Source organism: Limimaricola cinnabarinus, assembly GCF_047631075.1.
Taxonomy (GTDB): domain Bacteria; phylum Pseudomonadota; class Alphaproteobacteria; order Rhodobacterales; family Rhodobacteraceae; genus Limimaricola; species Limimaricola cinnabarinus.
On sequence record NZ_JBLHYX010000008.1, the window covers coordinates 47,566 to 71,532 of the forward strand.

At 65.5% G+C, this 23,967-nt stretch carries 18 protein-coding genes; 7 read left to right on the plus strand and 11 right to left on the minus strand.

Annotation, left to right across the window (positions count from 1 at the left end):
* Positions 1-33: 33 nt before the first annotated feature.
* Positions 34-1,152: an ABC transporter permease gene (locus tag ACJASC_RS08380; RefSeq protein WP_415145145.1), complete on the plus strand. Its 1,119-nt coding sequence runs from the start codon at positions 34-36 to the stop codon at positions 1,150-1,152.
* A gap of 1 nt (position 1,153) precedes the next feature.
* Complete coding sequence (locus ACJASC_RS08385; protein WP_415145147.1) at positions 1,154-1,933, plus strand: ATP-binding cassette domain-containing protein; 780 nt, start codon at positions 1,154-1,156, stop codon at positions 1,931-1,933.
* Positions 1,934-2,019: 86 nt separating this feature from the next.
* On the opposite strand, the gene ACJASC_RS08390 is transcribed toward ACJASC_RS08385, so the two are convergent.
* From ACJASC_RS08390 to ACJASC_RS08400, 3 genes are all read right to left on the minus strand, one after another.
* Positions 2,020-5,175 (minus strand): efflux RND transporter permease subunit, encoded by a 3,156-nt coding sequence (locus ACJASC_RS08390; protein WP_415145149.1) that lies wholly within the window; start codon positions 5,173-5,175, stop codon positions 2,020-2,022.
* Positions 5,172-6,380, minus strand: coding sequence for an efflux RND transporter periplasmic adaptor subunit (locus ACJASC_RS08395; RefSeq protein WP_415145151.1), 1,209 nt, complete (start codon positions 6,378-6,380; stop codon positions 5,172-5,174). Before ACJASC_RS08395 ends, ACJASC_RS08390 begins: the two co-directional genes overlap by 4 nt.
* A gap of 68 nt (positions 6,381-6,448) precedes the next feature.
* Positions 6,449-6,916 (minus strand): GbsR/MarR family transcriptional regulator, encoded by a 468-nt coding sequence (locus ACJASC_RS08400; protein ID WP_021694431.1) that lies wholly within the window; start codon positions 6,914-6,916, stop codon positions 6,449-6,451.
* Between the two features lie 232 nt (positions 6,917-7,148).
* Here ACJASC_RS08400 and ACJASC_RS08405 point away from each other — a divergent pair, with 232 nt between their 5' ends.
* The 4 genes from ACJASC_RS08405 to ACJASC_RS08420 all read left to right on the plus strand — a co-directional run bounded on the left by ACJASC_RS08405 (position 7,149) and on the right by ACJASC_RS08420 (position 9,466).
* A complete protein-coding gene (locus tag ACJASC_RS08405; protein WP_415145154.1) occupies positions 7,149-7,664 on the plus strand; it encodes a glyoxalase superfamily protein in 516 nt (171 codons plus the stop codon).
* Positions 7,665-7,838: 174 nt separating this feature from the next.
* Positions 7,839-8,516 (plus strand): TetR/AcrR family transcriptional regulator, encoded by a 678-nt coding sequence (locus ACJASC_RS08410; RefSeq protein WP_021694429.1) that lies wholly within the window; start codon positions 7,839-7,841, stop codon positions 8,514-8,516.
* 77 nt (positions 8,517-8,593) lie between these two features.
* A complete protein-coding gene (locus tag ACJASC_RS08415; RefSeq protein WP_021694428.1) occupies positions 8,594-8,926 on the plus strand; it encodes a DnaJ family domain-containing protein in 333 nt (110 codons plus the stop codon).
* Between the two features lie 75 nt (positions 8,927-9,001).
* The gene (locus ACJASC_RS08420; protein WP_021694427.1) at positions 9,002-9,466 is read left to right on the plus strand and encodes a GbsR/MarR family transcriptional regulator; all 465 of its coding nucleotides are present in this window, start codon (positions 9,002-9,004) and stop codon (positions 9,464-9,466) included.
* A gap of 387 nt (positions 9,467-9,853) precedes the next feature.
* On the opposite strand, the gene ACJASC_RS08425 is transcribed toward ACJASC_RS08420, so the two are convergent.
* Entirely contained in the window at positions 9,854-10,531 is a 678-nt protein-coding gene (locus ACJASC_RS08425; protein ID WP_415145157.1) for a lysozyme family protein, read from the minus strand.
* A 142-nt stretch (positions 10,532-10,673) separates the two neighbouring features.
* Positions 10,674-10,928, minus strand: coding sequence for a hypothetical protein (locus tag ACJASC_RS08430; protein WP_415145159.1), 255 nt, complete (start codon positions 10,926-10,928; stop codon positions 10,674-10,676).
* 147 nt (positions 10,929-11,075) lie between these two features.
* On the opposite strand from ACJASC_RS08430, the gene ACJASC_RS08435 reads away from it, so the two are divergent.
* Positions 11,076-16,223: a DUF7507 domain-containing protein gene (locus tag ACJASC_RS08435; protein ID WP_415145161.1), complete on the plus strand. Its 5,148-nt coding sequence runs from the start codon at positions 11,076-11,078 to the stop codon at positions 16,221-16,223.
* 62 nt (positions 16,224-16,285) lie between these two features.
* Here ACJASC_RS08435 and ACJASC_RS08440 read toward each other — a convergent pair whose 3' ends face one another.
* From ACJASC_RS08440 to ACJASC_RS08465, 6 genes are all read right to left on the minus strand, one after another.
* A complete protein-coding gene (locus ACJASC_RS08440; RefSeq protein ID WP_415145163.1) occupies positions 16,286-17,953 on the minus strand; it encodes a M14 family metallopeptidase in 1,668 nt (555 codons plus the stop codon).
* Between the two features lie 32 nt (positions 17,954-17,985).
* Positions 17,986-18,810, minus strand: coding sequence for an ABC transporter permease (locus tag ACJASC_RS08445; protein WP_415145165.1), 825 nt, complete (start codon positions 18,808-18,810; stop codon positions 17,986-17,988).
* Between the two features lie 4 nt (positions 18,811-18,814).
* Positions 18,815-19,741 (minus strand): ABC transporter permease, encoded by a 927-nt coding sequence (locus ACJASC_RS08450; RefSeq protein WP_021694418.1) that lies wholly within the window; start codon positions 19,739-19,741, stop codon positions 18,815-18,817.
* Between the two features lie 63 nt (positions 19,742-19,804).
* Positions 19,805-21,328, minus strand: a complete 1,524-nt coding sequence (locus ACJASC_RS08455) for an ABC transporter substrate-binding protein (protein ID WP_415145167.1) — start codon at positions 21,326-21,328, stop codon at positions 19,805-19,807.
* Complete coding sequence (locus ACJASC_RS08460; RefSeq protein ID WP_415145169.1) at positions 21,325-23,160, minus strand: ABC transporter ATP-binding protein; 1,836 nt, start codon at positions 23,158-23,160, stop codon at positions 21,325-21,327. Before ACJASC_RS08460 ends, ACJASC_RS08455 begins: the two co-directional genes overlap by 4 nt.
* Before the next feature lie 109 nt (positions 23,161-23,269).
* Positions 23,270-23,779 (minus strand): winged helix DNA-binding protein, encoded by a 510-nt coding sequence (locus ACJASC_RS08465; RefSeq protein ID WP_415145171.1) that lies wholly within the window; start codon positions 23,777-23,779, stop codon positions 23,270-23,272.
* Positions 23,780-23,967 lie beyond the last annotated feature (188 nt).

Consider the following 23,967-nt stretch of genomic DNA (forward strand, 5'->3'; position numbering starts at 1 on the left):
CCTGATTTCAACCGATCCCTGGAGTGAGCCGGCATGGCAGATACACCGCAAATCGTGATGGACGAACGGGTCAAGCAGATCTCGCCGATGCGCCGCGCGATGATCCGCCCCGAGCTGGGCGGCATCGTCGGCACCGTGGCGGTGTTCGTCTTCTTCGGATTGTTCGCGTTCGACAGCGGCATGTTCAACAGCCAGGGCATCATGAACTGGTCCGTCGTCTCGGCGCAGTTCATGATCATCGCCGTCGGCGCCTGCCTCCTGATGATCGCGGGCGAATTCGACCTTTCGGTCGGCTCGATGATCGGTTTTGCCGGCATGATGATCGCCATCTTCGGCGTGACGCTGGGCTGGCCGATGTGGATCGCGATCCTCGTGACCTTCGCGCTGTGCGTGTCGATCGGTGCGCTCAACGGCTTCATCGTCGTGCGCACGGGCCTGCCCAGCTTCATCGTGACGCTGGCCTTCCTGTTCATCCTGCGCGGCTTCACGATCTTTCTGCCGCAGACCATCGAGCGCAAGACCATCATCGGGGGCATCCGCGAGGCGGCCGAAGGCGACTGGCTCGCCAATCTCTTTGGCGGTACCATCGGGCAGGGGTTCTTCACATGGATGGGCGAGTCCGGGATCATCGCCACGTTCGAGCGCGGCACGCGTGAAGGCGAGCCGGTGGTCAACGGCATCCCGATGCTGATCGTCTGGGCGCTCGGTCTCGCCGTGGTGGGCCACGTGCTGCTGACCCGGACCCGCTTCGGCAACTGGATCTTCGCCGCCGGCGGCGACGCTGAGGCCGCGCGCAATTCGGGCGTGCCGGTGAACCGGGTCAAGATCTCCATGTTCATGTTCACCGCCTTCTGCGCCACCGTCTTCGCCGCCTGTCAGGTGATGGAGTTCGGCTCCGCTGGTGCCGATCGCGGCCTCCTGAAGGAGTTCGAGGCGATCATCGCCGTAGTCATCGGCGGCGCGCTTCTGACGGGGGGCTACGGATCGGTGATCGGGGCAGCCTTGGGCGCGCTGATCTTCGGCGTGGTCCAGCAGGGGCTGTTCTTCGCGGGCGTCGAAAGCTCGCTTTTCCGGGTATTCCTCGGGGTGATCCTGCTCTTCGCCGTGATCCTCAACACCTATATCCGCCGCATCATCACCGGAGAACGCTGACATGACCCAGCCCCTGATCCAGATGAAGAACATCGAGAAGCATTTCGGCTCCGTCATCGCGCTTGCGGGCGTCTCGGTCGACATCCACGCCGGCGAATGTCACTGTCTTCTGGGCGACAACGGCGCGGGCAAATCGACCTTCATCAAGACGCTTTCGGGCGTGCACAAGCCGACCCGCGGGGAGATCCTGTTCGAAGGGCGCGACATGCACTTCGCCGATCCGCGCGACGCCATCGCCGCCGGGATCGCCACCGTGCACCAGCATCTCGCGATGATCCCGCTGATGTCGGTAAGCCGCAACTTCTTCATGGGCAACGAGCCGGTGCGCAAGATCGGCCCCTTTTCCTTCTTCGACCACGACCTCGCCAACCGCACGACCATGACGGAGATGGAAAAGATGGGCATCGTGCTGCGCGGCCCCGATCAGGCGGTCGGCACGCTCTCGGGCGGCGAACGCCAGACCGTGGCGATCGCCCGCGCGGTGCATTTCGGCGCCCGCGTGCTGATCCTCGACGAGCCGACCTCGGCCTTGGGCGTACGCCAGACCGCCAACGTCCTCGCCACCATCGACAAGGTGCGCAAGCAGGGCGTGGCGGTGGTCTTCATCACCCACAACGTGCGCCACGCCATGGCGGTGGGCGACCGCTTCACCGTGCTGAACCGGGGCCGCACCTATGGCACCGCCAAGCGCGGCGAGATCACACCCGAGGAGCTTCAGGACATGATGGCGGGCGGACAGGAACTTGCGACGCTCGAGAGCAGTCTCGGCAGCACGGTCTGACCCGAGGACCAAGGCCGCCCCGTCCGACGCACGAACAGGACGGCCCCGCGATCTTTCGAATGCGGGGCGCGTCCGGCCCTCTTCTACTACTGCGCCGGGATCGCGGCGGGCGTGGCGGGGGCGTCGTTACCGGCATTCGTCGGCAGATGCCGCCGCCCCTTCTTCTCGCCCAACATCAGCATCGCGGGCGTCACGATCAGCGTCAGCACCGTGGCCACCACGAGGCCGCCCGCGATGGCCGAGGACAGCTCGGTCCACCACTGGGTCGAGGGCGCGCCATAGACGATCTCGCGGGTGAAGAAGTTGATGTTGAGCCCGATCACCATCGGCATCAGACCCAGCGCCGTCGTCACCGAGGTGAGCACCACCGGCCGCAGACGCTGCGCCCCGGTGCGGATTGCCGCCTCGTAGGGCGACATGCCCGCCTTCTTGAGATCGTTGTAGGTGTCGATCAGCACGATGTTGTTGTTCACCACGATGCCCGCCAACGCGATCACCCCGATGCCGCCCATCACGACGCCGAAGGGGCGGCCCGTGACGATCAGGCCGAACAGCACGCCCGCGACCGAGAACACGATCGCCGACATCACCACGAAGCTTTGGTAGAAGCTGTTGAACTGCGTCACCAGGATCGCGAACATCAGGATGATCGCTGCGGCAAAAGCCCCGACGAGGAAGATCATCGCATCCGCCTGATCCTGCGCCTCGCCACCGAACGACCAGTCCACCGTTTCCGGCAGATCCGCGCCCTCGATCGCACCGCGCAGCTCGGTGATCTGATCGTTCACCAGCACGCCCGGTGCCACGTTGGCCTCGATCGACACGACGCGGCGCTGGTCGATGCGCTTGATCGTGCCGGTGCGCGGGCTCGGCTCGAAGGTCACGAAGTTCGAGATCGGCACCAGACCGGCATTGGTCGGCACGCGTAGCGATTGCAGTTCCTCGAGCGTCCTCTCATCCGAGGGAAAGCGCACGCGGATGTCGACCGAGCCGTCGGCGTCCGACGGGCGGTAGTCGGCCACGGTGATGCCTTGCGTCAGAAGCTGCACCGCCTGACCCAAGAGCGACACGTCGGCCCCGAAACGTGCGGCCTCCGAGCGGTTGACCCGGATGCTCCACTCGACGCCCGGAAGCGGGCGCGTGTCGGTGACGTCGGTGAAGCCGCCGATGCGGTCCATCGCGCCCCGGATCGTCTCGACCGCCGCGGCTTGGGCCTCGGGGTCGGCGCTTCGGACCTTGATGTTGACGGGCTTTCCTGCTGACGGCCCGCTCGACGCGGTCTGCACCTGCACGTCGATGCCTGCGATGTCGGCCATCTCACCGCGGATCTCCTCGCCGATCTCGGCCGCGGTGCGGCGTGTGTCCCATTCGGTGAGCTCGAGCTGGATGGTGCCGATGATCTCTTCGTCGCCCTGCCCCGACCCGGCGGTGGAGCGGGCATAGACGCTGGCGATCTCGGGCTCGTCCACCAGACGCTCCTCGACCTGACGCACCAGCTGATCACGTTCGAAGATCGAGAAGTTGTCGCGGGCGCGGACCTGCACCTGCATGAAGTCCGGCTCGACCGAGGGAAAGAAGCTGACGCCGTTGCCGAACTGGCCATAGGCGCCGAACCCCGCGAGCAGGAAGGCGAAGGCGAACATCAGCGTGGCCCAGGGGCGCAGGATCGCCTTTTCCAAGAGGCGCACATAGGCGCCGGTGAAGCCCTTGATTGCGCGCGGGTCGCCCGCTTCGGCGGCATGCAGTTTGGCCTTGTCTCCGGCCGACTGCGGCGGCCGATTGCCGATGATCCCGCCCACCACGGGGATGAAGATCAGCGCCATGAAGAGCGAGGCCGAGAGGGTCAGGATCACCGTGATCGGCAGGAACTTCATGAACTCGCCCACCGTGCCCGACCAGAACAGCAGCGGGAAGAACACCGACAATGTCGTCGCGGTCGAGGCGATGATCGGCCAGGCCATGCGCTTGGCGGCATAGGCGTAGGCCTCTTTCGGCGCGGCCCCCTCCTGCAACTGACGGTCGGCCAGCTCGGTGGTGACGATCGCGCCGTCGACCAGCATGCCGACCACGAGGATGAGCGAGAACAGCACCACGAGGTTCATCGTGAAGCCCATCGCCAGAAGCAGCGTCACGCCGGCGAGGAAGGCGCCCGGGATCGAGAGCCCGACCAGCAGCGCCGAGCGGATGCCGAGCGCCCAGACGATGACGATCATCACCAGGATTACGGCGGCGATGACGTTGGCTTCGAGATCCGAGAGCATGGTCTTCACCTGCTTGCTCTCGTCCTGCATGTAGTTGATGTCGACGCTGTCGGGCCAACCGGCCTGCGCCTCGGCCACGACCGCCTTCACTTCGGCCACCGTCTCAATGACGTTCGAGCCGATCCGCTTCTTGACCTCGAGCGCCAGCGCCGGCTGGCCGTCGATGCGGGCAAAGCCCGACGGGTCGGCAAAGGTGCGGCGGATGGTGGCGACATCGCCGAAGGTTACGACCGTATCGCCGCGGACCTTGACGGGAAGCGCCATCACATCTTCGATGTCCGAGATCAGTCCCGGCACCTTGAGCACGATGCGCCCGGCGCCGTTCTCGATGGCGCCGGCGGCGATCAGGCGGTTGTTGCGGCTGATCTGGCCGATCAGCTCCTCGAAGGACAGGTTGTAGGTCTCGAAGATCGTGGGATCGATCAGCACCTCCAGAAGCTCGTTGCGCGAGCCCGCGACATCGACCTCCAGCACGCCGCCCAAGCCCTCGATCCGGTCCTGAAGATCCTCGGCCAGCTGGTTCAGCGTGCGCTCGGGCACCGGGCCCGACAGGATCGCGGTGAGGATCGGGAACAGCGCGGTGTTGGTCTCGGTCACCGTGATGTCGCTGGCGTCATCGGGCAGCTCGCCAGAGGCGCGATCGGCGGCCTCGCGCACGCTATCGAGCGCCTCGTCGGCATCGAAGCCCGGCTCGAACTCCAGCATGATCGAAGCGTGGCCCTCGCTGGCCGAGGCCTCCATTTTCTTGAGGCCGGTGAGCGCGCCGAACTCGGTCTCCATCGGCTCGATCAGCAGCCGCTCGGCATCCTGCGGCGAGATGCCTTCGAGCGTGGTGAAGACATAGACCACCGGGATCGGGATCTCGGGCGAGCTTTCCTTGGGGATCGAGACATAGGACAGCGCGCCGACGCTCAGGATCGCGATCAGCGCGAGGATGACGACACGGGTGCGGCTGAAGGCGGCGTCGATCAGGCCGTTCATTGGATCGTCTCCTCGTTCGCGTTGCCGGAGGCGCCGAGGATCACCGGCTCGGGGTCAGTCGGCGCCTCCTCCTGCGCCTCGTCGGCGCGGGCGTCGACCAGCTCGCCGTCGTTCACGAAGCCCTGCCCGACGCTGATGATCCGCGCCGTCTCGGGCAGGCCGCTAATCCAGATGCCATCGGTCTGCGCCCGGATGATCTCGACCTCCTGAAACGTGACCCGCTCCTCGGCGTCGACGGTCTTGATGCCGAGCGTGCCGTCGGTGCCGAGCGACAGGATCGCGGGCGAGACAAAATGCGCCACCTGCTCGCCGGTGGAGATGCGGACCTGCGCGCTGATCCCCGCCGGGATCGCGCCATCGGCGTTGGGCACCTCGATCTCGGCGGTGAAGGTGCGGGTCTGCGCGTCGGCGCTGCGCCCGACAAAGCGGACCTCGCCCTCCGCCGTCTCGCCGGTGATGAAGGCGACCTGCGCCGCTTGCCCCGCCTCGATATCGGCGAGCTGCTGCTGCGGGATCTGGATCGCGATCTTGAGGGGCGTGTTGTCGACGATGCGCGCCACCTGCGCGCCGGAATTGACGAACTCACCCTCCTCGACCTCGAGCGTCTCGATCCGCCCATCGAAGGGCGCGCGCACGATGGTGTCGCCAAGCGCCACCTCGGCCGCCGTCACGGCGGCTTCGGCGGCGGCCAGCGTCGAACGGGCCTGTGCCACGCGATCGACGGTCGAGGTGCCGCGCTCCAGAAGCGTCTGCGCGTTGTCGAATTCCCTCTGGGCACGGTTACGCTCTTCCTGCGCCTGCGTCAGTTCGGCGTCGCCCTGGGCCGTTTCGAACCGCGCGATCACGTCGCCTGCCTCGACCTCGGCGCCGCGCCGGACCGGCACCTCGGCGATCTGCCCGCCGGTCTCGGCAAGGATCTGCGTGTCGCGCTCGGCCAGCGCCTGCCCCTCGGCGGCAAAGACCTGCGCCACGGTCTGGGCAACCGAGTTCTGCACCGCGACGGCCACGCGGCGCGGCGCCTGCTCGACCGACGCCTCGGTCACTTCGGGCTCCGACGGCAGCACGAAACCACTGCCCATCCAGCCCAACAGCGCCAGCACCAGCCCGCCGGCCACGAATTTCGACTTCGAGGACCCTTTGTCGCTCTCGAAGCTCAGGGGCGTGCGGCCCGTATCGGGGCCCGTCGTCTCTGCATGGGTGGTCATGATCGATCTCCTGATGCCGGGCGACCAAACGCCCGGTCGGAATGGAAATAGCGGCCCGTCGCCGCGTGTCATTGGCGGGATGTCTCATCCTGCGCCGAAGCGATCGCCGCCTCGATGCGGCGGTGAAATCGCGCAAAGCTCTCGAGCCGCTCACGCGTGTCGCCCGCCTCGTCCGGCAGGGCCGATATGATCTCGTCGAACTCCCGGCACACGGCGGCGCGGCGCGCACGGATCCAGTTCTGCAAGGCCGGAAGCACGGAAGGCGTCAGTTCGAATTCGTCTTGCCGTTGACCTTTCCGGCCAAGGCGGCGGCTCATGCCATGGGTCTCGAGATACTTCGCACCTTCTACCACGCTGCTGCGACCGATCCGCAGCGCCTCGGCGATCTCGGCGGCGGTCATGGCACGCCCCTCAAAGGCGAGCAGCCCGAACAGCCGCCCGGCATTGCGCGAGCCGCCCTCGGCCTGGGCCAGCACCCCAAGGCGCTCGACGAAATCGGCGCGTAGATCCGTCAGTTCGGCAGCATGGCTGGTCATGTTCCGTCTCTCCGTCGGTCTCGGCATGGTGTACATGTAGTCCCAACCCCGAATATTGTCCAGACATTTCAGAAAATACTGAACACTATGACAGGGCGTCATTTCGGTTCGGAAGGTTTTGACGGTCGTCGCGCCATAGCTTAGATCTGGCACAGAGATCATGGCCCCCGCCGCTCGCTGGCTCTGCCGAGGTGAAGCCATGAAGAGAGGTCGCCGTTTTTCCTGACCGCATGTGATCCGCCGGCAATGCGAGCCCCGGCATTTAGAGACACATGATACTGGAAAGGATTTCATCATGTCGATCAACCCGCTCTCCCTGCGCAGCGCGAAGGCCCAGGCTCGGGAGCTGCGCGCGGCCATTGCCGCCAAGGGCCGGGAGATATCTCATGGGCAGGCGCTCGAAGCCGTCGCCCGCCATCATGGTCACCGTGACTGGAACACCCTGCGCGCCGGTCTTCCCGATGCACCGGAGCCCGAAGCCTTCCGCGCCGGGCAACGGGTCCACGGCGCCTATCTGGGGCACGCCTTCGAAGGCGTGATCCTTGGCGCCGAGATGCTCGAAGCAGGCGGGCGCTGCCGGGTCACGCTGCGCTTCGATGCTGCCGTGGATGTCATCGCCTTCGCCGGCATGAGCAATTGGCGCAGGCAGGTCTCGGCTATCATCGGCCCGGACGAGACAAGCGCGGACCGCACCTCCGATGGCACGCCGCATTTGCGGATCTTTCCAGACAACCCCGCCGCGTCCTGATCACCGCACTTGCAGTGCTCGATCCCGATCAAGACAGCGGCTTGGGCTGCCTGCGACGGAACGTCACCCAAAGCCTGTATGTTCAGAAGGTACTGAATATTATATTACCGTGAATAGTGGTTCAGTCCGGGGATTCTTGAGATGACAAACAGTATTGCGGAGTCCCGCTCCCGGATGGCGCTACCAGCGCTCGATGCGCGCGCTGCCGTCATGCAAGCGGCGCTGAAGGTCTTCGAGCGGCGTGGCTTCGCGGCGGCATCCGTTCAGGACGTGCTTCAGGAGGCCGGGATCTCCGTCGGGGCGTTCCGGCAGCATTTCATTTGGAAGGAAGACATCCTCGATGCGATTGCCAGAGACGCCGCGCGCAGAACCGGAACGCTCGCCATGCTCACGCCGGATGGTGTGATGGCTCGGCTCAATGTACTTCTGGAGCGCTCGGGGCTCGGATCCACACATATCGTGCCGGAGCTGCGACCGGTCGCGCGCGCCATGCTGCGCCATGGCAACGACCAGCTGTTTCACCAGATCGCGGCTACGACAGCCGAGGCCATCGCCCCTGCGATGATCATGCTGATCCGCGACGGCGTGCAGGAAGGCGTGTTCGAGACCCCCTCGCCCGAACTCGCCACGGAGCTTCTCCTCTCGCTGGCCCAGACCCGGCGCACCGTTTTTCGACAGGCCCTCGAAGCGACCGAAGCGGGCGATCCCGACCTGGGAGTCGAGCTTCTGTCCGAGCGACTGCGATCCGAAGCCATGATCATCGAGCGGCTGCTGGCGATCGCGCCGGGGCGGATCGAACTCCCGACCGCCCACGCCCTGCGACGCACCCTATGGGATCTCGCGACCGGCTAACCTTGCCGCATGCTCGAAGGCCAACTCGCATCCGGCAGGCGACAGCATCATCATGGCACCATCAGAGGAGATGTCGCATGTCCCGGTTGTCACGCCTGACCGAGCGCCGCATTCTCAAGACCCTTGCCGAAGGCGGTTTGCAAGGGCTCGAAGGCGAAGGCAGGCCCCTGCCCGACCGCAGCGGCGAGGCCTGTGTCGATGCCGGAGAAGCGGCGGGCTTTCGGATCATGGCGGAAGCGGGCGTGCTGCCCGAAAAAATCGTTCTTAAAAAGCAGGTCGCGGCGCAAAGGGCCGTCCTGCTGGATCTGACCGATGCGAAGGAACGCAAGGCGGCGATGGCACAGCTGTCGGATCTCGAGATGCGGCAGGCAATCGCCGAGGAGGCGCGACGCCGCTTTCTGCACCGTTAACGTGTCACAAATCGTAGTGAACAAACTGGACGATCAATCCCTTGGCGCATAGGTTACATGCAAAGGAGCGCCTACATGACCGACACGACAACCGGCAGCTTGGACGAAGTTCGCAGCGACTTCATCGAGAAGGTCGGGCTGATCGCCCAGAACGAAGGCCTGCCGCGCATCGCCGGGCGCATCTTCGCGCTTCTGGTGTTCGATGGTGACGTCATCTCCTTCGGCGAGATCACGGAGACGCTTCAGGTGAGCCGCGGCAGCGTCAGCTCGGCCACGCGGCTGCTCGAGGATCGCGGCCTGATCAAACGGGTTGGCAAGCCGGGCCAGCGGCAGGATTTCTTCCGCCTCGCTGACAACCCCTACCAGAACATGCTCGGCGCCGTAGTGACCGGTCTCGAACGGGCCAGGGATGAGATCGGTGAGACGTTGCAGCGCGTACCGCGAGACCGGCCCGAGATCCGCCAAAGGGTGCAGAACTACGCCCGGTTTTACGAAGAGATGGGCCGCGCGGTCAGCCAGTCGATCGAGAACCTGAAATAGCTTCTTTTCAGAAGCTGCTCCCCGGCCGCCCGAAGAACCGGGACCGATTGGCTTGTAACTGGTTCTACCCGAACTGGCCTAGGGGGGCACTTGACCATTCGACACGACGTCGCGAGGCGGCCCGCTCCGCCGAATACGGGTCGCGTTTACCCATGCCCCGAAAGGTCAGCGGAGGGTGAACGTTCACTTTACACGAAACTGCACAATCGCGTTCCGGGCGCCATAGGGTCGCGCCATTGCGACTGCAAGCCTCGGAACCGGGGGCTCTTCATGAACAAGAGCATGGCCGACATCTTCCTCTTCGGGGATATCGATGCGCATGGCTTTCGGAAGCGGTTCATGGATCATCGGGCCAACGACTGCGCGCCTTTGCCAATCAAGGGGGTCTCAACGGTATATCGCGTCCATTCCACGCTCGAAACTGACCCAGCTGATCGTCGCCCGGTTGCCGGCGACACCGTGATAATGCGAACGTCCGGAACTGCTTGGCAACCCGGCCCAGATCCGCGCGAGATTGTTCATGAAGTCGCGACGGCCCAAGCGTCCGCTCTCGAAGCGGGCGATACCTGCATCCGCAAGCAACAGGTCGGCAAGATGATCCTGCACGGCGGGAGAGAAACGGGTGTCCCGTGACAGACCCGACCGGCGCACGAGGTTGCGCAGGGTCGGGGGAATGAACTGATATCGGCCGATGGCATGGGGCTGGCCCGGGGTCCGGGCAACCCAATCGAAAATCTGTCCGATCGTCATCCGTGTCGGGGCCTCCGAGGGGCGGCGACGGGCACCGTGCTGTATCGCATCATATCCGGCACGCCCTACCTCGGCCGAAGCGATGAGCGATCGCAGCCGTGCCCGCGCATCGCCGCCTTCGATGCGAAGAATCGCCTCCCGCAGCACATGCGCACTTCTCCCCGGGACGGGCGCCCAGCGTCGCAGGGTCACCGGCACTTGATCGCCAAGCAGCAGATCGTTCCCGCTCCGGACCGAATGTGCCCCCCCATAGGCCGCGAAAAGGCCCGCGCGTAATCCTGTATCGGCCAGAGCACCCGCTCCGGGCAGTGTCATGCAAAGCAGAAGCGCGAATGAGTGGGGCAGTCGACGATACATTGCAGTCCTCCAGATACGTGGGGATGGCGACGCCGGTCAGGCGCAGATCGGCAGCTATGCAGCATCGGCATGTCAACCACATGCGGCCTTGCCGAAGTGCTTACACCGACGGGTGTTGATCGACCCCTAACGCATCGCGTTTTCCACGAAGTCCCTCTTGGACGAGGCTGCATCTCCGATCCGGATCCTCTTTGAACCGGACGGTGGTGCGGCGGGCAAGTTGCCACGAATGCTTGGCACGATCCGCGATCGCCATGGCGATGACGATGACGATGACGATGACGATGACGATGACGATGACGATGACGATGACGATGACCGTGCTACCGGCAAGGAACACCTGCGCAAGCATCATCCCGAGCTCACATGGCTATGTCCGACTGTCCGACAGGACCGGCGCCCATTCCCCTCGGTAGTGTTTTCGTAAGCACCCTCGCCCTATTCTGGCAAGACGGTTGCCATGCGCGGCGCATCTTTGCGCGGTGATGAGGAAAGTCACTCCATGATCAATAAGGCTCAGTTCGTCCGAGCAATTCTCACGCGCGCGGCCCCGGCGATCGCGGCGCTGCTGGCCTTGATGGGAATGCCCGGTGCCCTTGTCGCGCAGCAGCTGATCCTACAGCCGGTCGGTGCGCCGCAGGTGGTGGGTTCTGCCGTCGGCAAGCGCGCGATCTGGCAGAACGCCGGCACCGTCGCCGGGCAGACGGTCGATATCGTCGGCGTGATGACGGAGACGACGCTCGATCATAGCTTTGGCACCGGCAATGGCAGGATCATGGTCACCTCAGTGGCGCAAGATCCTCATTTCATGAACTTCTACCTCTATGAGGCTGGCACCTACGACATAAACTCCGACACCGGCGGCGTCCCTGTCACGGCGGATGTCCACATCCAGATCAACGACATCGACGGGCCCTCGAACGAGCAGGTGTATTCGCAGATCTGCAGCGGACAGGTGGAGTTCATCCGGATCGACAAATCAGCGACGACGCAACGCTCCTTCTTTACCGGGCCCGGCACCATCGGCTTCGAAACCTTCATCCTGTCAGGCGACCAGGGTTACAACAACGAACCGGTTTCCGGGCTTGAGATCTTCTATCCGCAGACGTCGGTTTTCAGGTTCGGGCGCACCGCGAACACACGATTTCTCGTCCTGCTCGCCAATCCCACCTATGAGGAGGCGGACACGCTCGATTTCGCCTGTGCGGATTTTCGTCCGACGAACCTGATCGATGACGTGAAGGAGCAGCAGCTCGGCCAGCCCGTGACGCTCAACATCCTCTACAACGATTCCATCGCCATCGAGAACAACAACGCGCCGGCCAACGATACGGGCCAGCCGAGCCGTTATGCGCTTCAGGCCATCGACCTCGTGCCCCCCGCCGGCGCAGTCAACGTGATCACGGATGCCGACAATCATCGCATTGGTTTCGAGATGCCCGGCGAGGGAACATGGAGCTATGACGACCTGACCGGCGAGCTGACGTTCACCCCCTTCGTCGCGTTCTTCGGCGTCCCGACACCCATCGAGTACCGCTACCAAAGGCCCGAGAACGGCGCGGGGGCGGTTTTTTCGACACCTGCCACCGTGACCATAGATGTCGGGGCGGTCGGTCTTCTCAAACTCGCCACCTTGGCGGATGCCAACCTGAACGGCTATGCCGATCCGGGCGAGACCATCGCCTATGTCTTCACGGCCGAGAATTTCGGCAACGTGACGCTGACCAACGTCGCACTGGCCGAAACGCAGTTCAGCGGCAAAGGCACGCCGCCCGTCATCACCTTCCAATCATCGACCGCCCTGTCGCCCGAAGGAACGCTGGAGCCGGGCGAAAGGGCCATCTATACGGCCACCTACACCCTCATCCCCGAGGATCTCGACACCTCGATCAGCAATCAGGCGGAGGTCACCGGGACCACGCCTTCGGGCACGCCTGTGTCCGATCTCTCCGACAGCGAGAATGAGGGCGACGGCGATGGCGTGGCGCAAAACGGACCGGGCGCGGGACGCGACGATCCCACGACCATCTATGCCAGCTCGGGTCCCGACCGTGGCGACGCCCCCGTCACATATGGCGACCCCGAACATGCCGACACCTCGACGCTTCGCATCGGGGCGGTGAACGGCGACGGCGACGGCAGCGCCCAACACAGCGCGGACGCGTCGGGGGACGACACCGATGCCCGCGGCGATGACGAGGATGAAGGGGCCTTCCCCCAGCTTTATGGCGGATTGACCCGCAGCGTCGCGATTCCGGTCGGGGAACCCTCGCCCGGCACGGGACGGCTGTCGGTCTTCGTCGATTTCGGTGCCGACGGGACCTTCCTGACGCCGGGCGATCAGGTTGCGGCCGATCTGACCGACGGGGGGGCGGGCGATCTGGATGGTGCGGCCGATGGTGTCATCACCTTCGATATCGCCGTGCCGCCCACCGCGCCCCTTGTGCCGACCTTTGCCCGGCTACGCTTTTCCTCGGTAGCCGGTCTCGACGCGATCACCGCGGCCGCGGATGGCGAGGTCGAAGATTATGCGATCACCCTCAAGACACCGCCAGACGCCGATCGGGGCGACGCGCCCGCCAGCTATGGTGATCCGCAGCACGTGATCGAAGGTGCGACGACCATTTACCTCGGGACCGTGCCCCCCGACGTGGACCTGATCGCGCAGAACACGCCCGCCTCCGACGGCGACGATCTGGATGGCAGCGACGACGAGGACGGCGTTGTCCTGCCCCAGCTCTACGCCGGGGGGCTGGCCGAGATCACGGTCAAGGTGGTCGAACCCGCACCCGCGACCGCCCACCTGCAGGGGTTCATCGATTTCGACGGAGACGGCACTTTCGCGCAGACGAACGAGCGGGTGGCCCGCGATCTGCAGGACGGCGCTCCGGGGGACAAGGACGGGGCGGTGAACGGCTCCATCACCTTCGAAGTGTCGGTTCCCGCCGGTGCGACCAGCCTTCCGACACATGCGCGACTGCGCTGGTCGACCGACACCTTCGACGCGCAGACCGCCTTCGATGGCGAGGTCGAGGATTATGTCCTGACCATCTCGAACGACCCGCCGCCCTTTCTTTGCGATGCATCGATTTTTCGCTTCGACGAAAGCGACACGATCCTGAGGCGGCTGCAGATCACCGCTTCGGGCAACAGCTATGCCGTCGGCCAGACGACGCTGGGCTCCGCTGGCAACAGGCGCGACGGGGCATGGGGGTTCAACGCCGTCGACAGCTACCTCTACGGCGTCCGCACGAACAGCAGGCGGCTGTACCGGGTCGACGGCGGGGGCACCTTTACCGATCTGGGAAATATCGGGGGCGCAGAAGACGCGGCCAACGCCGGTGATATCCTGCCCGACGGCACGATGATCTACGCCGTTGACGAGGTGACGTGGCAGATCATCGACCTGTCCGTTCCGGCGGCACCATCGAATCTCGGTCTCTTGGAGCTGTCGCGCGACATCTTTACCGAGGATTTCGCCTGGAACCCCGCCGATGGCCTCGTCTATGGCGTCGATCAGGCGACGGGCCGGATGTTTCGTGCCCCCGTCAATGGCGGGCTGCCGGGCACGATCACGCCCGTGCTGTTCGGACCAGCCATCTACGCGGGAACCTTCGCCTCGGTCTGGTTCGACGAGGACGGACGCCTCTATGGATATTCAAACACGACCAACAACCTCTTCCTGATCGATACCGTCACGGGTCAGGCGCGCCAGATCGCGGCCCTGCCTTTCGACGAAGGTGGCGTCAGCGATGGCGCGTCCTGCCGTGGCCCCGCTCCGGTGCCTTTCGGCGCGGTGTCCGGCAATGTTTATGAGGACGACAACGCATCGGATGTCCGCGATGCAGGCGAGGCGAATTTCGGGGCCGGGATCGGGATCACGCTGTTCGATGATGCACGAACGCCCGCAGACCCATCCGATGACCTGCTCCTTGGCACCGTCGAAACCGCGGCGGACGGCACGTTCGGCTTCGGCGATCTTCTGGTCAACGCGACCTACCGCATCCTGCTCGACGAGGCCGACCCCGATCTTGGCACCGGGCGCACCATCGGCACCTCCAATCCCCGCCTCGGCGTCGCCGTCACCGCCAACAGCGTGACCACGGATCAGGATTTCGGCTTCGATGCGGCCGGTGCGGATCTGTCGATCACCAAATACGCGGCTCTGAGCGGGGCCACCGCCCCGCGCAGTTCGGCTGCGCCGGGAGATCTGATCGACTGGATCATCACCGTGCAGAACAGCGGCGGCGGGTCGCCATCGGGGGTCAAGGTGATCGACCGCCTGCCCGATGGCTTCGAATACGTGTCGGATGACGCACCCGCGACGGGGGACACCTATGATCCCGCGACGGGGCTGTGGTTCGTCGATGAGATACTGGCGGGCAGCTCCGAGACGCTGACCATCACGGCGCGGCTGCTCGATACGGGGGAAACCACGAACCGCGCCGAGATCATCTACAGCTCCCTGCCCGACCCGGACAGCGATCCGAACACCGGCCCGCTGGTGGATGACGGCAATGACAGCGTGGCCGATGACGACGAGGCCATCTATGCGATGGCGCGGATGACCGGCGGACGCCGCCTCGCGGGCCAAGTCTTCGTCGATGACGGCTCTGGCGGGGCGACGGCGCATGACGCGATCCGAAGCGGCGCGGAAACCAGCGCGCAGGCGGCCCGGCTGCGTATTCTGGGCACCGACGGCTCACTCTTGGCGGAGAAGGTCGTCGCCACCGATGGCAGTTGGTCCCATGTCCTGCCGGCAAGCTATGTCGGAAACGTCACGCTCCAACTCGTTCCGGCGCCGGGCGACATCCCGATCTCCGAACGAAGTTCCGGCCTGCCGGGTCTCGTCGACGCGTCCCCGCATGACGGAACCTTTGCCTTCGAACCCGCTGCGGGAACCGACTATCTCGATCTCGATCTCGGCGTGTTGCCGGCTCCGCGCCTGACCGAAAGCCAAGTGGCTTCCATCTCCTCGGGTCAGGTGGTCAGCCTGCGGCATCGGTATCACGCGACGTCGGAGGGCACGGTATCATTCGATACCAGCGTACTCAGTGAAACGCCGACGGGCAGCTACGCCATTGCGTTGTTCGATGATCCCGGCTGCAATGGCGCGCCTGATGCGCCCTTGTCCGGCGCGGTGCCGGTGGTTGCGGGCGATGTCGTCTGTCTCGTCGTGCGGGTTTCGGCAGGGCGCATAGGTCCGGGCGGCAGCCTCGCGCTCCGTCTGTCCGCCGATACGGCCTTTGCACGGACCACGACCTTGCACCAAAGCATCAACACCGATCGGCTCGGCAGCGAAACCGCCTCGGGGCTGATCCTGCGCAAGACGGTCGAGAACGTGACGATGGGCACCAGCGAGGGCACGGCGAATGAAGGCTTTCCCGGCGATCGCCTGTCCTACCGTATAGAGGTCATCAATGCAGGGACCGAACCCGTGACCGACATCGCCATATTCGATCGCACGCCGCCCTACACGGCCCTCGATGCCGCCCCTGCCAGTCCGGTCGCTCTGGCCACGGGCGTGACCTGCAACGTCGCCACCCCCGCCCCTGCCGGCTATAGCGGTCCGCTGAACTGGACCTGCACGGGTGCGCTTTCGCCCGGGGATCACGGCTCGGTCGTCTTCGTCGTGGAGATCGTGCCCTGACCCTGCCCGGCCCTGCGCCCCCGGCACCGCGGATCGCTCAGGTGTCCGCCATCGACCGAGGGTCAGGCGACCATGGCGTGGCGCTGCAGCATCCCGGCCACCGCACGCACGACGCGGTACTGGCCTTCCTGCGCGATGCGGAAATCCTCGCCGCCGATGGTCTCGTCCGCAGCCTCGGTGATCAGCGTCACCGGATAGAGCGCCTCGGCCTCGCGACTAACGGTAAAGGGGATGCAGCCTCCATGTACCTCAAAGCTCTCCGCCCCGACATAGCGGCGGTAAAGGTCGAGCATCCGGCGGTTCTGCGCCGCGAGTTCGGGGAACGCGGCCAGCGCCTCAAGACCGGCCTGCAACACCGCGCGGGCCAGCGACTCCTGTGCCGCATCGTGGCGCAGGATCAGGAAGAACCCCTTGGGGATGGTCCATTGGCCAAAGCCGCGCGGGATGTAGCCGGTGAGGGGCCGGGTCCATTCATGCGACGGGTAGCCATGCAGGTTCACATGCACCTCGGCCGGCAGCCGCGCATGGGCGAGATCGCGGATCGCGCTCTCGTAGCGTCCCGCCCCGTTGCTCAGATCGGCACCGCTCGCGGTGTAGCGAGCGGCGTGGTGCATGTGGCGCGTGTTGTCGGCGCAAAGCTCGCGGAAGAGCGCATAGCCATCGGGGTTTTCAAGCGGGTTCAGGGTGAAGCTTACATCACCCTCGGCGGCGAGGTCGCGGCCTGCGCGCAGCGCCCCGACCATGGGCGAGCTTTCATTGGCGTGCTGCCCGGCCGAAATGGCGAGCCGCGCCGCGCCGCGCCCGGCGACGTGCCGCCCCTCGACCAGCCGCCCCTGACGCGACCGGGTAGAATATCCTGTACCATCAATAGCGCCGAGATGCGCCGAGATCTGCGCCGGGTAGAGCCACTGCGTCGCCGTGTCGAGCGCCGGGCGGCCAGGCTGGTCGCGGTCAAGCGCCGGCTCGGCCTGCACGGTGCGGATCTGCAACCGGGGCGCGTCGCCGCGCCGGACCAGCGGCACGACCTGACCGGCCTTGACCGAGCGTTGTCCCGGCGCGAGGCCGAGCCGCTCCTGAAAGATTTCCAGCGCGGTGAAGTAGATCTCCTCATGCATCGCTTCGGCGAGCGAGATCACTTCCGAGCCGACCGGCAGGACCTGATCCTCATAGGGCAACTCCACGATCACCTCGAGCCGGTCGAAGAACGGCCCGTCGGGCTCGTCCGGCGAAAGCGGATCGAGCGGCATCGCGCGCAGATGCTTGCAAACCGCCTCGTAGATCGCCTCGTACTCGGTCGGCAGGTGCCGCCCACCCTGCCCGTCCTCGACCCAGCCGCAGGCGGCGAGCGCCCGGCTTCCATCCTCGAGCTCGACCCAGCGCACCGGTACCGGCACGACATGGCGCGCCTCCGGCGTCTCGATTTCGTAGGCCGGCAGCCCGCCCCCCTCGTGCGGGCGCGGCGCGAAGGCGATCTCGCAATGCGAGACCAGCGCGTGCAGCGGGTAGCATTCGAGCCGGAACCGGTCCTCGGGGCAGCCCTCGACCACCGGGTAGTGGATCGTGGCGCGGGGCGCGTCGTCGAGCAGCCCCTGCTCCAGCACCTCGTGCAGCAATGTCTTGTAGGCCGAGCGCAATCGCAGATCGCGCCCCTCGGCGCGGGCCCGCGCCTGCGCGACGCGCCGCGCGCTCGGGCCTTCGAACACCCAAGCGGCGGTTGCCTTCCCGGGCAACGCGTCAATCGTGCGAATGAAGTCGCGCTTCGTCATTTCATTGCGCCCAGCGGGTCGAGCCGGTCGCGCAGCCAGTCGCCCAGCAGGTTCAGACCCAGCACCGTCAGCATGATCGCAAGGCCGGGGAAGATCGTGACCCAAGGCGCGGTCTGGATGTAGTTGCGACCATCCGCCAGCATGCCGCCCCAGCTCGGCACCAGCGGGTCGATCCCGAGGCCGAGGAAGGTCAGGCTGCTTTCGAGCAGGATGTTGTTGGCGACGTTCAGCGTGGCGAGGATCACAAGCGGACCCATCGCGTTGGGCAGAATGTGGCCGAACAGGATCTTGCGGTCCGGCAAGCCGTAGCTCTGCGCCGCCTGCACGAATTCCGCCTGCCTCAATGACAGCACCGAGCCGCGGATCAGACGCGCATACTGCACCCATTGCGCAACGATCATCAGCACGATGATCCGGTCGAGACCGGGCCCGATGATCGCGATCACCGTCATCGCCAGAAGGATGAACGGGAGCGCCAGCTGGATGTCGGCAAAGCGCATCAGGAACATGTCCCACGGCCCACGGTAATAGCCCGCCAGAAGGCCCACCACCGTGCCGATCACCACCGCGCCGAGCGCCGAGACGATGCCGACGAAGAACGACACGCGGCCTCCGACGACGACACGGGCGAAGATGTCGCGCCCGAGCGGGTCGGTGCCCAGAGGGTGTTCCCAGCCCGCGAAAGGCGCGGTCAGCCGCGCGGTCAGGTCCATGGCCCGGCCGCCATCGGGAAAGAGCAGCGGCGACAGCGCCACGGCACCGCCGATCAGCACGATCAGCACGAGGCCCGCGACGAACTCGAAATTCTTGAAGCCCGTCATGGCGTCACTCCAGTCTGATGCGGGGGTCGAGCAGCATGTAGGTAAGATCGACCAGAAGGTTCACGGCGACGATCAGCACCGCGAGGATCGAGATCACCGTCTGCAGGATCGGGTAATCGCGCTGCGCGATCGCCTCGATTGCGAGCGTGCCCATGCCGGGCCAGTTGAACACCAGCTCGACCACCACGAGACCGCCCATGAGCGAGCCGAACTGCAGGCCGAGATAGGTGACCAGCGCGATCGAGCTGTTCCGCAGCGCGTGCTTGTAGATCACCTTGGCCTGCGACAGCCCCTTGGCGCGGGCCACCATGATGAACTGCGACGACAGCACGTCGAGCATGGTGGTACGCACGATGCGCAAATTGGTCGAGGTCAGGATCACGCCGATAGTCACGGCGGGCATGATCAGCGATTGCGGCCCCGTGAAGCCCGATGGCGGCAGCCAGCGCAGCGTCACCGAGAAGATCAGCACCAGCATGATGCCGAGCCAGAAATTCGGAAAGGACAGCCCCGCCAGCGACAGCACCCGCACCAACTGATCCCCGAAGGAGCCGCGATGCGTGGCCGCGTAGATGCCCAGCGGCACCGAGATCAGCAGTGACACCGCCAGCGACGTCAGCGCCAGCAGAAGCGTCGCGCCGAGCGCGCCGGAGACCAGCGGCGCGATCGCGCCCCTGAAGAAGCTGTTGCCCAGATCGCCGGTCAGCAGCCCGCCGATGAAATCGCCGTATTGCACGAGGAAGGGCCGGTTCAAGCCGAGCCCCTCGCGGATCCGCGCGAGATCCTCCGGGGTCACGTTCGCGGATTCGCGCAGCATCATCACCGCCGGATCGCCGGTGAGACGGATCGCGAATGAGACGAACAGCGTCACCGCGATCAGCACGAAGCCGGCCTGGATCACGCGTTTGAGGATGAAGGAGAGGATGGGCAAGGCGGCCTCCGGAAGCGAGGTTCCGGCGCGGGAGGGGCGGCCCCCCGCGCCAGCTGTATAGTCTTACTCTGCGACGCTCACCTCGGTGAGGCGCAGCCGCTTGTCGGGGGCGGGAACGAAGCCTTCGACCCGGTTGGCCACCGCATAGACCGTCTCTTCGTTGTAGAGCGGGATGTGGTAGGCCTCTTCATGGGCCAGCTCGGCCACCTGCTGCAGGATGTCCTCGCGCAACTCCTGATCGGGCGAGCGGCGCTGCTCTTCGAGAAGCGCGTTCATCTCCTCGGAGGTGCCATAGGGGTTCCACTTCTCGCCCTCGTGGTAGGAGAGATAGGCGGTGTTGTCGAAATCGAAGGTCCAGCCGCCCCAGCTGAACTGGAACATCTCGTTGGTCCGGCCCTGCGGCACGATCTCGTTGAGGAAGACGCCGTCCTCGACCGGGTTCAGCCCGACATTGAGCCCGATCCCTGCGAAAAAGCCGGTCAGCGCCTGCGCCACCTCGTTGAAGGTCGAGTTGCCGGCCCGGTAGTCGATGGTCATCTCGGTGCCGGGCGCGACGCCGGCCTCCTCGAGCAGCGCCATCGCCTGCTGCGGATCGAAGGGATAGCCCGTCAGCTCGGGGTCGTAGCCGAAGGACAGCTCGCCCTGCAGGCTGGCGATCGGGCTACCGCGCCCGGCGAGGAAGGCGTCGATCAGGGCCTGCTTGTCGATCGCCATGTTGAGCGCGCGGCGCACCCGCACATCCTCGGTCACGGCGTCCTTGGTTCTGAGCGCCAGCGAATAGATGGAGGGGCCGGAGACCGCGACGATCCCGGCATTGTCCGACGCCTCGATGGTTGGCACCGCCGAGAAGGCCACGTCCGAGACGAGATCCACGCCACCCGATTGCAGCTCGGCCAGACGCGTCGCATCCTCGCGGATGAAGCGGAACACCAGCCCGTCGAGTTCCGGCGCGCCCTCGAAATAGTCCTCGTTGGCCTGAAGCTCGATCCGAGCGCCCTGCTCGTAGCTGACGAACTTGAACGGGCCGGTGCCGACCGGGTTCATGTCGAAATGCTCCTGGCCGTTATCCTCGATGTATTGCGGCGGCACGATCATCGCGCCGTAGCCCGAAAGTTTGGTCAGGATCACCGGGTCGGGCTGGGCCATGTGGAAATCAACGGTGGTCTCGTCGACGATCTCGACGCTCTCGATCGTGGTGTAGTTCGACTGCTGCGGACCGGCGCCGCCGACCTCGCCCAGAAGCCGGTCGAAGGTGTACTTCACCGCTTCGGCGTCGAACGGCTCGCCATTGTGGAACTGCACGCCCTCGCGCAGCTGGAAACGGATGCGCATGCCCTCGTCGAGCACCTCCCAGCTTTCGGCGAGGCCGGGCTGCAGTTCGAGGTTCTCGTCGCGGCGCACGAGGCCGTCATAGATGTTCGAGGCGACCGCGCCCCATGCGACGAGGAAGGTGTCGACCGGGTCCCAGTTGGCCGGGTCCTGCCGCTGCGCCACGGTGAGCGTGCCTTCGGCGATGGCGGGGGCGGCGGTGAGCGCGGTGGTGGCCGCGAGCGCCGTGACCAGCAGGCGCGATTTCAGATCCGTCATGATGCGATACCTTCCCTGTATGTTTCGAAGTCTTGGTGATTGTCGGCCAGCAGGTGACCCGGCGCGACCTCGACGAAGCCGTGGCTGCGGCGCGGATCGCCGACCGGTCTGACCGGGCTGGGGATGTCGCCCGTCAGCGTGACGCGCTCGGGCGGACGGGTCGGGTCCATCACCGGCACGGCGCGCAGCAGGCGCTTCGTATAGGGGTGTTTCGGTGTCTCGAAGACCTGTCGGCGGGTGCCCATCTCGACGATCTCGCCCAGATACATCACCGCGACGCGGTGGCTGACCCGCTCGACCACGGCCATGTCGTGGCTGATGAAGAGATAGGCCAGCCCGCGCCGGGCTTGGATGTCCATCATCAGGTTGATCACCTGCGCCTGCACGCTGACATCGAGCGCCGAGACCGCCTCGTCGGCGATGATCAGCCCCGGATCGACCGAGAGCGCGCGGGCGATGGCGATGCGCTGACGCTGGCCGCCGGAGAACTCGTGCGGGTAGCGTCCTGCGTGTTCGGGCTTGAGCCCCACCGAGGTCAGCAGCTCGGCCACCTGCGCGTCGGCGTTCGTGATGAGCCCATGCGTGGCCATCGGCTCGATCAGGCTCTGGCGCACGGTCTTGCGCGGGTTCAGAGAGCCGTAGGGGTCTTGGAAGATGTACTGGATCTCGCGCTTGAAGCGCTGCCGCTCGGCCGGATCGAGCGACAGGATGTCGGTGCCGCGATAGAGGATGCGCCCTGAGACCGGGCTTACCAGCTGCTGCAACGTCTTGCCGACCGTCGATTTGCCCGAGCCGCTCTCGCCGACCAGCGCCAGCGTCTCGCCGGGATGGATTTCGAAGCTGACCTCCTCGGCGGCGTGGACGCGGTGGCTGACCCGGCCAAGAAAGCCCGAGGTGAGATCGTAGCGCGTCGTCACCTTCTCGAGCCGGACCAGCGGCTCGGCGCGCGTCGGCGCGGGATGCGCACCCGCCTCCTCGGCGGCCCGCCCCGGCAGGTCGAACTTGCGCGGGTTTTCCTGACCCTGCATGGCACCGATCTTCGGCACCGCGGCCATCAGCGCGCGGGTGTAATCCGCCTTGGGCCGCAGGATCACCTCTTCGGCGCGACCGGTCTCGACCACCTCACCATGACGCATCACCACGATCTCGTCGGCCATCTCGGAGACCACGCCCATGTCGTGGCTGATGAAGATCACCGAGGTGCCGAACTCGGACTGCATGTCGCGGATGATCTGCAGGATCTGCGCCTGGATCGTCACGTCGAGCGCCGTCGTCGGCTCATCGGCGATCAGCAGGTCGGGGCGGCAGGACACCGCCATCGCGATCATCACCCGCTGCCGCATGCCGCCCGAAAGCTGGTGCGGGTAGCGGTCGAGCTGGGCGCGCGCATTGGGCAGCCGCACCAGTTCCAGAAGGCGCGCCGCCTCGTCTCGCGCCGCCCGGCCGCGCAGGCCCCGGTGCAGCTTCAGCGCCTCGCCGATCTGGCTGCCGATCGTGAAGACCGGGTCGAGCGAGGTCATCGGCTCCTGGAAGATCATCGAAATGCGGTTGCCGCGGATGCGCCGCAGCGCGGCTTCGGAGGCGCCGGTGATCTCGGTCTCCCCGTCCTTGCCGTGCAGCCTGATCCGGCCCGAGGTGGCGCGGCCGCCAGTGAACTTCAAGAGCCCCATCGCGGCCATCGAGGTCACCGATTTGCCCGAGCCGCTTTCGCCGACGATGGCCAGCGTGCCGCCGCGCGGCACCTCGAAGCTCAGGCCGCGCACGGCCTCGGTGTCGCCGAAGGAGATCGACAGATCCTCGACGGTCAGGATCGGAGCGGTCGTGTCACCCAAATCGAAGTCCCTCCGGCCTTTCGCAACAGTTACGTGACGCTAGCCGGACCCCGCGCCCGTTGTAAACGTATTGTTGATAATTTGCCGACATTTTTCGATCGAAGCATCCTCAAACCGAGGCGACGGATCGCGCCGCTTGATCGTAAAGCCCCGACATTCCACGAAGAACCGTCGCCAAGCGGCGCAATTCCTCGCTGTCGGAGTCCATGGAATTAAGCGTGTCGAGCAGGCAGATTTCGCGCAATTGCCGGTATTTCTGGCAGATCTCGGCCCCGTGCTCGGTGGTGGTATAGTAGCGCTCCTTGCCGCGCCGCTCGCCCTCGACCAACCCCTCGGCCACCAGCTTCTTGAGCGCGTAGGTGACCGTGTGCTGATCTTCGATGTTGAGCACGAAACAGATGTCGGACAGGCGTTTCGAGCGTCCGCGATGGTTGACGTTATGCAGCACCAGCACGTCGAGCGCGCTGAAATTGGAGTGCCCGACCACGGCCGCGAGGCAGCGCGCCATCCAACGGGTGAAAGCGTTGTGTGCCACGATCAGCCCGTATTCGTATTCGGACAATTCCCAACCCTCATCCTGTGCGAGGTGCTCGGATGAGACGATCTTGTGGGCTTTCATATTCTGCCCGCCGGTGCTCCGTTTCGTCCGTCCGCTCATGTCCTTGGCCTTCCCTTGGTTACATCCGACAGGCTGCAACGCGGGGCCGAAACAATCAATCTGCCGAATTTCGTCGCGATCTTCGTCGATAATTTATCGACATATCGTTGATATAGGGGGACAACCGTTCTAGCGTCGCCCCGACCCTT

Excerpts from the sequence above, each read along its gene's own strand:
- ACJASC_RS08415 (WP_021694428.1), top strand. The coding sequence starts at position 8,594 with ATGTCCCGGTTGTCACGCCTGACCGAGCGCCGCATTCTCAAGACCCTT.
- ACJASC_RS08455 (WP_415145167.1), bottom strand. The coding sequence starts at position 21,328 with ATGACGGATCTGAAATCGCGCCTGCTGGTCACGGCGCTCGCGGCCACC.
- ACJASC_RS08425 (WP_415145157.1), bottom strand. The coding sequence starts at position 10,531 with ATGACACTGCCCGGAGCGGGTGCTCTGGCCGATACAGGATTACGCGCG.
- ACJASC_RS08465 (WP_415145171.1), bottom strand. The coding sequence starts at position 23,779 with ATGAAAGCCCACAAGATCGTCTCATCCGAGCACCTCGCACAGGATGAG.
- ACJASC_RS08410 (WP_021694429.1), top strand. The coding sequence starts at position 7,839 with ATGGCGCTACCAGCGCTCGATGCGCGCGCTGCCGTCATGCAAGCGGCG.
- ACJASC_RS08420 (WP_021694427.1), top strand. The coding sequence starts at position 9,002 with ATGACCGACACGACAACCGGCAGCTTGGACGAAGTTCGCAGCGACTTC.
- ACJASC_RS08380 (WP_415145145.1), top strand. The coding sequence starts at position 34 with ATGGCAGATACACCGCAAATCGTGATGGACGAACGGGTCAAGCAGATC.
- ACJASC_RS08430 (WP_415145159.1), bottom strand. The coding sequence starts at position 10,928 with ATGATGCTTGCGCAGGTGTTCCTTGCCGGTAGCACGGTCATCGTCATC.
- ACJASC_RS08400 (WP_021694431.1), bottom strand. The coding sequence starts at position 6,916 with ATGACCAGCCATGCTGCCGAACTGACGGATCTACGCGCCGATTTCGTC.
- ACJASC_RS08435 (WP_415145161.1), top strand. The coding sequence starts at position 11,076 with ATGATCAATAAGGCTCAGTTCGTCCGAGCAATTCTCACGCGCGCGGCC.
- ACJASC_RS08390 (WP_415145149.1), bottom strand. The coding sequence starts at position 5,175 with ATGAACGGCCTGATCGACGCCGCCTTCAGCCGCACCCGTGTCGTCATC.
- ACJASC_RS08395 (WP_415145151.1), bottom strand. The coding sequence starts at position 6,380 with ATGACCACCCATGCAGAGACGACGGGCCCCGATACGGGCCGCACGCCC.
- ACJASC_RS08445 (WP_415145165.1), bottom strand. The coding sequence starts at position 18,810 with ATGACGGGCTTCAAGAATTTCGAGTTCGTCGCGGGCCTCGTGCTGATC.
- ACJASC_RS08385 (WP_415145147.1), top strand. The coding sequence starts at position 1,154 with ATGACCCAGCCCCTGATCCAGATGAAGAACATCGAGAAGCATTTCGGC.